Annotated in this window: 6 protein-coding genes; 3 read left to right on the forward strand and 3 right to left on the reverse strand. The window is 62.6% G+C overall.

The features are described 5' to 3' along the window. Positions 1-714, reverse strand: a 714-nt coding sequence (locus VL752_RS11860) for a sugar ABC transporter substrate-binding protein (protein WP_325355423.1), incomplete at its 3' end; no start/stop codon positions are given. 185 nt (positions 715-899) lie between these two features. Between VL752_RS11860 and VL752_RS11865 the strand changes: the two genes are divergently transcribed. Further along, positions 900-1,673: an IclR family transcriptional regulator gene (locus VL752_RS11865; protein ID WP_325355425.1), complete on the forward strand. Its 774-nt coding sequence runs from the start codon at positions 900-902 to the stop codon at positions 1,671-1,673. Positions 1,674-1,860: 187 nt separating this feature from the next. Here VL752_RS11865 and VL752_RS11870 read toward each other — a convergent pair whose 3' ends face one another. After that, positions 1,861-2,814 (reverse strand): LysR family transcriptional regulator, encoded by a 954-nt coding sequence (locus VL752_RS11870; RefSeq protein ID WP_325355427.1) that lies wholly within the window; start codon positions 2,812-2,814, stop codon positions 1,861-1,863. A 145-nt stretch (positions 2,815-2,959) separates the two neighbouring features. On the opposite strand from VL752_RS11870, the gene bla reads away from it, so the two are divergent. Next, positions 2,960-3,907 carry a class A beta-lactamase gene (bla, locus tag VL752_RS11875; protein ID WP_325355429.1) on the forward strand — a complete coding sequence of 316 codons (948 nt, stop codon included), beginning with the start codon at positions 2,960-2,962 and terminating at the stop codon, positions 3,905-3,907. Positions 3,908-4,176: 269 nt separating this feature from the next. Here the strand turns inward: bla and VL752_RS11880 are convergent, their stop codons facing one another. Next, on the reverse strand, positions 4,177-5,220 hold the full coding sequence (locus VL752_RS11880) for an alpha/beta hydrolase (RefSeq protein ID WP_325355431.1): 1,044 nt from the start codon (positions 5,218-5,220) through the stop codon (positions 4,177-4,179). Positions 5,221-5,392: 172 nt separating this feature from the next. Between VL752_RS11880 and VL752_RS11885 the strand changes: the two genes are divergently transcribed. Then, the coding region (locus tag VL752_RS11885; protein WP_325355433.1) for an ATP-binding protein at positions 5,393-7,969 on the forward strand (2,577 nt) is incomplete at its 3' end.

Below are 7,969 nucleotides of genomic sequence, written 5' to 3' on the forward strand. Positions count from 1 at the left end.
CGAAAGCATGCCGTTGAGGTCGCTCCCCTTGGAGGCGAGCAGGCTTTCCACCGCCGGCGGCGCGGCGCTTGGGCTATCGATATTGGAAACGACTTGCACGAGTTTGACCTGGCCATTCGTCTCCGCAACCCCGGCCTTCACCCCGTCTTCGCGGAGGGCCGTATTGGCATCCGTCAGCAAGCCGGTGAGGAAGGCGATATTGCCCTTGCCGCCCATCGCTTTCGTGAGGACTTCGGTTTCATATTTCGCAGAGGCATCAACGTTGGTCGCAAAGCAGAGGGCGGCGGGCGTCGGGTCGGTCGTGCATCCGGCAAGATCGATCACCGGTATGCCGCGCGCTTTAAGACGATTGTAGAGCGGAACAATCGACGCCTCGCCATCGGGAAATATCGCGAACCCGTTATAACCTTTCGCGACGAGCGATTCGATCGTGCTCATCTCCACAGATGGATCGAAGGTCGGTGTCGGAGGAACGACATAGCTGATGGTAACGCCGAGCGCTTTCGATTCCGCCTTGGCCGCCGCCGCCCAGGGCGCGAAATACACGTTCGGGCCGCCAGGGATGAGCGCGATCTTGATTTTGGACGGTGGCATCTTGTCGACTGTCGAGGCGCCCGCCCCTGCGCAGAAGGCGAGGCTCAAGAAAAGGCTCGCACAGCCTGCCACAAGGCGCTTCTTCAAAACTGCATGGCGGAAACCGCTGCTTTGCTTCATGGCAAAGACCTCCCTCGTTCGGTACTTTTGCGCACCTTGTTTTACGTGAGCCTCAGCCGCTCCTTCGGCGTTTGGTCTCGCCCATTCCCGCTCAGCGGCATTGGCCTTCTTATATATGAAGGTTATATTTTCAGGTAAGCATGGCCGCGTGAGTTGGTCAACGTCCGTATGAAAGAGGCTGAGGAATGGACGTGGTTGCGAAGGATGGGGCTGCGCGGTATCGCGCGCCAGCTCTGGATAAGGGGCTCGATATCCTCGAGGTGTTGGCCGCAACCGAGGAAGGCCTGTCTCAGGCTGAAATTGCCAAGGCGCTCGATCGGACGCCCAACGAGATCTACCGTATGCTGGACCGTCTGACCCGCCGCCAATACGTGCGGCGCACCAGCAGCGACCGCTACGAATTGTCCCTGAAGCTCTTCACCCTCGTGCATCAGCATGCGCCGATACGCCGCCTCGTGCCGCTCGCTATGCCAGAGTTGCGCGAATTTTCTCGCTGCGCTCAGCAGGCTTGTCACCTCGCCATCTACGATCGTGGCAATGTCGCGGTCATCGCGCAGGTGGACGCGCCGGGCTATTGGGGCTTTTCGATCCGCGTCGGCTCGGCGATAGGGCTGTTCAATACCGGCTCGGGCCATGTTCTGCTCGCCTTCGCCTCGCCGCGCGAACGGGCCACGATGACGGCCGAACATCAGCTCATGCCACATGAAACGATACCGCCCGATCTTGAAGAGCGGCTGGCGCGGGTGAAGGCGCAGGGCTGGGAGATCATGCAAAGCCAGCAAACGGTGGGTGTTTCCAACCTTTCGGTGCCGGTTTCTGGACCGAATGGCAGCGTGATCGCCGCCCTGACCTGTCCCTATCTTGAGCGGTTGGACAATACGCATTCCCCAAATGCCGAAGAGGTCATCGCGCTCCTGCGCGCCGCCGCCGCGCGCATCAGGCCGGATGGTGGGGCCTGAACCATAGGGTGGGAGAGCGGCGCATGATGCAGCGCATGGGAGTTCTTAACGCAAAGCGTGAACCGACCACCGCCTGGCGATCGATCACTGGCCAGTTCCAGGCGATGTTAAGGCCGGGGGCGGTGCCCCACGGTGATGCACACATTCCGGAACCTAATTTCTAGCGGAAATACGCCCTTTCTGGGTCTCAGAACGCACGACGGTGCGACAACGCCGCGTCAGCCTGACCAGGATTTCTTCGCTCCCGGCGGTCCTCTCCACTGATTGTCCCGGGATAGTCTGGAATGCTGCGCAACCATTCGCGCAAGGCGCCCATTGCCCGGGTCTCCGTTCGCGATTTCAACCGGGTGAGCCAGTAGCCCCCGAGTGTCACCTCAATCGGGAAGGGCTGGATCAACCGTTCCTGACGCAACTCCCGTTCAAACATCCGCACCGGCAGCAGGGCGACGCCCACCCCCTGCTCGGCGGCCTCCGCCATGGCCAGGGAGGAGTCGAAGACGAAGCCACGGCTGACGCGCGGGGGCATGCCGGCAGCGGCGAACCAGCGCGTCCACTCATCGGCGCGATAGGAGCGGATCAAGGTCTCACCGTCGAGATCCGTGGGCCGAGTCAGCCGCTCCGCGACGGACGGCGCGCAGAGCGGTGTAAGGGGTGCGTCGAACAGGCGCATCGCCTCCGTGCCGTGCCACGCGCCATCGCCGAAGCGGATGGCGTAGTCGAGCCCTTCACCCGCCAGGTCGACGCGATTGTTGTTGGTCAGCAGCCGCAGATCGACGAATGGATGGCAGGCGCGAAATTCCGGCAATCGCGAGAGCAGCCAGCCAGTGACGAAGGTGCCCACGGCGCCAAGGGTCAGGACCTCCCGCAATTGTCCCCCCTCAAACCGGCCAAGCGTGGTGGCGATGCGGCGCAACGCGTCCGTCAGGACCGGCTGAAGCGCCTCCCCTTCTTCCGTCAGCGCCAAGCCGCGCGGCAGGCGGCGAAAGAGGAGGACACCGAGAACGTCTTCTAACGATTTCACCTGGTGACTGACCGCGGCCTGGGTGACGCGCAGTTCGAGGCCAGCCAGCGTGAAGCTCTGGTGCCGGGCGGCAGCCTCGAAGGCGCGCAGGGCGTTGAGGGGAAGCTGAGCGATATCCATGCCAAGGCCAAATTTTTCTATGGCCTAACACGAAAGATCATCGTTTGTCATGAGCATCATCCCTAGGCATTTTCAGGGGGTTACGTCGGCACGGGCGCAGTGATGATGCCCCTCGCCGATGCGTTTTGACGGTAGAGGATCTCATATGACACCTGTGCTTACCCGCCGCTCGGTCACGACTGCTGCCATCGGTACTACGCTCTCCGGCGCGTTGTTCGCCGCCTATGCCCAGACCGCACCCGCGCCACAGCCGTCAGTCCCGGACCATGCGTCAGACCGCGCCCGCGACGCTCTCGCCACGCTCGAGGTGCGGAACGGCGGGCGGCTCGGGGTCGTTGCGCTTGATAGCGGGTCGGGCCGCCGGATCGACTACCGTGCCGACGAACGCTTCCCGATGTGCAGCACGCATAAGCTTCTGACCGCCGCCGCCATACTGACCATGACGGACCAGGGACAGATGGCGCTCGACCGACGTGTTCCGTTTGGCCGTGCCGATCTTCTCGAATATGCGCCGATCGCGCGCAAGAATGTCGGAGCCGGCTTCATGACCGTGCAAGCGCTGTGCGAAGCCGCGATCGAATGGAGTGACAACACGGCCGCCAACCTGCTGCTCGGGCTGATCGGCGGCCCACCCGGCTGGACCCGCTATGCCCGCTCGATCGGCGATACGATCTCCCGTCTCGACCGTACGGAGCCAACGCTGAACACGGCCATTCCCGGCGATCCGCGCGACACCACGACCCCGGCCGCGATGGCCCGCGACCTCAACGTCCTGCTGCTCGGGAACCAGTTGAGCGATACCTCGCGCAGGCGGCTCGAGAAGTGGCTGCTCGCCAGCAAGGTCACCGGTGATCTGCTGTATGCCGGCCTGCCGGACGGCTGGCATATCGGTGACAAGTCGGGATCAGGAGAGCGAGGGTCCCGTAACGATATTGGGATCATCTGGCCGCCAGAAGCCGCGCCGATCGTTGCAGTTGTCTACTACACGGGGTCAGCCGAACCGCTTGCGGGGCGTAACAAGGTCATCGCGGACACCGGACGGATCATCGCCCGGACCTTTTCGCCCGCTTCCGGAGCGGCGCGAGGCGGTTGAGCGGCGGCCTTGCTTGGGTCGGGCGATCGCCTTGTCGACGATGGCGCCTTTGTCCGCCTGAGCGAGTGCAAACCGTCGTCCTCGCGCCGTAACCCGACCTCTGTCGCCCTTTCATCCACCAATCGGGCATACTGCGAGTGCCGATGTGGCGCGCCTGGTCGGCACGGCTCGGGAACGCGTAGGCTTTCATCGTGCCGCCTCCAGACCGATCCATTCGAACATCGATCGGGAGGAGGCGGCGACCGCATCGCCGCCTCCGGCCTCAGACATCAGGATCCAGGCGCCAGATGGGCCTTAATCTCGGCCGACACCTGGCGGATCGCGGCCTGCGGCTCGGGATCGTTCAGGATGCCGTTCAGGAGGACAAAGTCGTGGATCATCCCGTTGTAGCGGGTGGCGATCACTGAAACCCCGGCCTCCTTGAGCTTACGGGCGTAAGCCTCGCCTTCGTCGCGCAGCGGATCGTTCTCCGAAGTGACGACCAAGGCTGGTGGAAGTCCGCTTAGCTCCTGCAGGCTGGCGCGCAGCGGCGAGACATAGGGGTTGTTGCGCGTCGCGGCATCGGGTGCGTACAGATCCCAGCCATACTTCATGAAGGCGCGGGCCAGGAACCGCCCCGTTCCATAGTCATGGTAGGACGCGGTATCCACGCTGGCGTCGGTCGCCGGGATCATCAGGACCTGATAGCTGATCCTCGGGCCGCCGCGATCCTTGGCCATGAGCGTCAGCGCTGCGGTCATGTTGCCGCCGACGGAGTTGCCAGCTACCGCGATCCGGCTGCCGTCCGCGCCGAATTCTTCAGCGTGGGCCGCCACCCATTTCAGCACGGCGTAGGATTGATCGAGCTGTGTGGGGAAGCGGGCTTCTGGCAGAGAGGTATACTCGACGAACACGCCGATCTGGCCCGAGCCGACGACCAGGTCACGCAGAAGCCGCTGATGGTTTTGGAAGTTCCCGACGATCCAGACCCCGCCGTGAATGAACAGCAGCACACCGGGCTTACCGGTCATCTGCTCGGGCTTCATGATGTAGATCTTCACGATTTGACCATCCTGGGTGATGGTCTGCTCAGTCGTCTTTACCCCCGACATGTCCACGGGGGTCATATTCTGAAGGCCGGTCAGGATCTCCTGCGGCTTCGGCTGGGGAAGCTCCCAGAACGGGCTTGGATCTTTGTTGATCTTGGCAAGAAACGAGCGGACCTGTGGGTCGATCCGAGGATCGGTGGCCGGATCCGGTGTAGCGGCTTGTGTGATTTGTGTCATGACCGTGACTCCGAGAAGAATTGCTGAGAGAAGAAGCGTGCGTCGCATGTGTCACCTCCTATCGTCTGTCATTGGCCGGGCGCTCTTGTCAGGCATCCGTGTCTCCTGCGGCAGCCGTTGCTCCCGCCTACGACCAGCGTTTAAGTTCATTTCGGGTCTGAATTCCCTGAGCCTATGCTGAGAAGTTCTGAGGATTGGCCGAACTGCGAGAGCCGCCGACGTGACAGAGCAAGGCCCACGAGCCGTCTTTGCGTCGACTGGATGGGAGATCGATCTCATCCGGCGTGAGTTGCGGGCCCGTGGCGTCGCCGTACCGCTGGGAAGCCGCGCATTCGAGATCCTTGAGGTTCTGGCTCGGTCCGGTGGCGAGCTCGTCAGCAAGTACCGCCTGATGGAGCGGGTATGGCCGGGCGCGGTTGTTGAGGAAAACACGCTCCAGTTTCATATATCTGCTATTCGGAAGGCGCTCGGCGGGGACCGCGACTTACTGAAGACGGTGTCCGGCCGGGGCTACCGTCTGCTCGGGCGTTGGGAGATCCTAGAGGTCGCCGAGCAAGGACCTGAGGTCGGCCTCGCGGCACATTCGCCGAAGCGGCACTTTCGAACCAATGTGCCGATCGCGGGCTCGGCGCTGATTGGCCGAAGCGCGGCACGGCGGCATTTGATGGAGACCCTGTCGGCCTATCGTGTTGTCACGCTGATCGGGCCGGGGGGGATCGGGAAGAGCGTGCTGGCGCTAGAGGTCGCGCGCGGCATCTTTCCGATGTTTGAGGGCGACTGCTGGCTTGTTGAACTGGCCTCGCTATCGGACCCCGCTCTCGTGCCGGCAGCCGTCTCGAGCGTCGTTGGGCTGAAAGTCGGGGGCAGCGAGATTTCTGCCGAGGCTGTAGCGCGGGCCCTCGGCCGACAGAGACTCCTGCTTATACTCGACAACTGCGAGCACCTGATTGATGCCGCAGCCAGGCTTGCGGACGCGATCGTCCGCGTATGTCCGAATGCGTCGGTGCTTGCGACGAGCCGCGAAATCCTGAGGATCGAGGGGGAATATGCCTATCGGGTGCCCCCGCTTGACGTGCCGCCTCCGCGCGAGGAAAACAATGATGTCGTCAATCAATATAGCGCTGTTCGGCTGTTCAACATCCGGCTGATGGCTCTCAATGCCGGTTTGCTGGCGCAGCCGGAAAACCTTCCGTTCATTGCGACAATCTGCCGGCGCCTCGACGGCATCCCGCTTGCCATCGAGTTTGCGGCAGGCCGCGCCGCGGCGCTGGGACTTCAGCGGACGGCCGACCTCCTCCATGATCGGTTTAGCCTCCTGACAGCCGGCCGCCGAACCGCTCTGCCGCGGCACCGAACCCTTCGGGCCGTGCTGGACTGGAGTTATGAACTATTGCAGGAGCCGGAACGGCATCTGCTGCTCCGATTAGCAATTTGCGCAGGTGGGTTCTCGCTTGAAGCTGCGACCGCCGTTATGGGCGATGCCAACGCGACGGCCGCCAGGGTTGCCGAAGGGATCGCAAGCCTGACTGCCAAGTCGCTCGTATCGCTGGATGCATCGGAACCGTCAGGCCGCTGGCGGCTGCTCGAGACAATTCGGGCCTATGCGCTCGACAAGCTGGCAGAGAGCGGAGAAGCCAACTGGGTTGCGCGCCGGCACGCGGAATTCTTCCGCGATCTGTTTGGCCCGCTCATGGCGGGTCCGCTCATCGCGCTCGACGAGCTCCCCAGATATGCCAGGGAAATCGACAATCTACGCGCAGCGCTCGATTGGACCTTCTCTCGCGAGGGGGGTGATGCCCGAATCGGTGTCGACCTCGTTGTTGCGGCCGTGCCGATTTTCCCGGCACTGTCTCTGCTGCCCGAATGTCTTCGCTGGTCGAACCAGGCGCTTCATGCTCTCGACGATACGCGGCGCGGAACGGCCGCGGAAATGCGTCTGCAGGCGGGGCTCGGATATTCGCTTATGTACACGAGCGGGGACGGCAATGGGACGCGCGCAGCCCTAGGGAGAAGTCTCGCCATCGCCGAGGAACGTGGCGACATCCATTATCAAATGTGGCTACTCGGGGCGCTGAATATCCTCTACTTTCGGAACGGGAATTGTCGGATGGCGCTGCAATGTGCCCAGCGCAATTCAGCCGTCGCCAAGGCCATTGATGACCCTACGGCCTCAGCCTCGGCGCATTTCATGTTGGCAAACGCGCTCTATCTCGTCGGCGATCTAGGCGGTGCCCACGTGGCATTTGAGGCAACATTACAGAATCAATCACATGCCCAGCACACGGCCAGAGCCTATTTTGCCTTCGACATCGTTGCCCCGACCCGCCTGGGCTTGGCCCATACGCTGTACCTGAGAGGCTATGCGAGTCAGGCCGCGGAACGGGCGTACTCGCTGCTTGAGGATGCCCGACACATCGAGGACCCGGCAACACTGAGCATACTCTTGACGCGCGCCTTCTTGCTGTTTCTTTGGATTGGCGACCTGCGAACCGTCGAGAAGGTCAGCGATTGGTATGTCTCCAATGCTCGGTCTCATTCCATGGGACCCCATGTTGTGGTCGGGCGCGGTCTCAAAGCGGTACTGGCAATTCGCAGGGGCGACCCGCAAACCGGAGTCGATATCTTGCAGGACTGCATGCGGGAACTTCCAGCGGCGGGCTACGGGTTGATGGCCGCGCCATTCAACCTTTCGCTCGCCGAAGGGCTCGCGGCGACCGGCCGTTTTGCCGAAAGCCTGAGACTGCTCGACGATGGCATGCGCCAGGTCGAAATAAACGGCGATTTCATTTACATGCCC

It is taken from the genome of Acidisoma sp. (assembly GCF_035492295.1).
Lineage (GTDB): Bacteria > Pseudomonadota > Alphaproteobacteria > Acetobacterales > Acetobacteraceae > Acidisoma.